We start from the raw sequence: 1,184 nt of genomic DNA, 5'->3' as shown, positions 1-1,184 counted from the left end.
GTGAGATTCAGTGAGCCATTCAGTCCAAGCACGTTATCGACAGTTTTCAATATCGACGTATGGTCATATTGCGAATGGTCGATGGTTCCGGCCGGGACATAGGGGGAGATGACGAGGGCCGGGACGCGCACGCCCAGACGGTCAAACGAAAAGTTGTGCGTTTTAAGCCTGGGGTTCTCGCCTGAGCCGGGAGGCACCGCTGGCGGAGGACGTACGTGGTCGAAGAAGCCGCCGTGCTCGTCGAACACGATAACGAACATGCTGCTGTGCCACAGGGTTGAGCCGCTGATGGCTTCGTACAGCGTTTTAACCAGCGCCTCGCCTTTGCGCACGTCGCCGGCCGGATGCATGGAGTCGCCGTTCCGAAAATCGTTTTTCGCGTCGTATGACGGTTCTATAAAGACAAACTTCGAACTCAGGGACCCATCGACGAGCTGGGACAAAAGCGCGTCCATCCCGATAAATCGGCTGAGCTGGCTCTGCATCCCATAGATGGCGCGCGTCTGGGCAACATCCCCTTGCACAACGAGCCAATCAGTCGCGCGCAGTTTCGAAAAGATAGTACCGTTCGGAAATGTAAATGTGGGGGTATTCAGGAAGATGGCTTCGAGCACCTGCGCGTCGCTGGGCGAGTGGTCAAGTCCCGAGGATGTTCCGGCGACCGCGAAAAAGCGGTTTGGCCAGGTAGGGCCAGGAACCGACGCGAACCAGTTGTCACATACGCCAAACTGGCTGGCGAGGAAGTTGAGCACGGGCAACTGGTCGGGAGTGAACACGCTAAACGCGTCAGCCACCACGTCAGCATGGTCTTCATATGTCGCGACAAAGCCCGTGGTCGACGGGTCCACAGCGAGGGGCGGGTAGCCTCCGGACCCGAGTACAAGCGTGTCGTTTCTGACCGTGTCCGCACTCGCGATGGGCAAGCCGCATAACTGCAGACACGTGTCGGTAAATTCGTGACCCGGGTCAAAGCCAAGCGCGTACGGAGAGCCTTTGCCAAGCTGATAACGCGTACCCGTCCGTCCAAAGTTGACAATCGGTTGAGCGGGCAATCCGTTGGCGCTCGCCGAACCGCCGCCCGGAAGGATGCCAGAGAAGGTCGACAGGCCAAAGATGCTGTCGTAGGAGCGATTCTCGAGCATGAGAACGAAGACGTGCTGTATCGCTGCCATTGCTTCTCTCCC

Annotated in this window: 1 protein-coding gene; it reads right to left on the bottom strand. The window is 58.3% G+C overall.

Annotated features, from left to right (window positions below):
- Positions 1-1,172, bottom strand: a 1,172-nt coding sequence (locus HV670_RS30045; RefSeq protein WP_175108547.1) for an alkaline phosphatase family protein, incomplete at its 3' end; no start/stop codon positions are given.
- Between the last annotated feature and the right edge of the window lie 12 nt (positions 1,173-1,184).

Origin of the sequence: Pararobbsia alpina (genome assembly GCF_902859895.1) — a bacterium.
In the GTDB taxonomy this organism is placed as follows: Bacteria; Pseudomonadota; Gammaproteobacteria; order Burkholderiales; family Burkholderiaceae; genus Pararobbsia; species Pararobbsia alpina.
The sequence above is the reverse complement of the archived record's forward strand: the minus strand, read 5'-3'. Positions and strand labels throughout refer to the sequence as shown.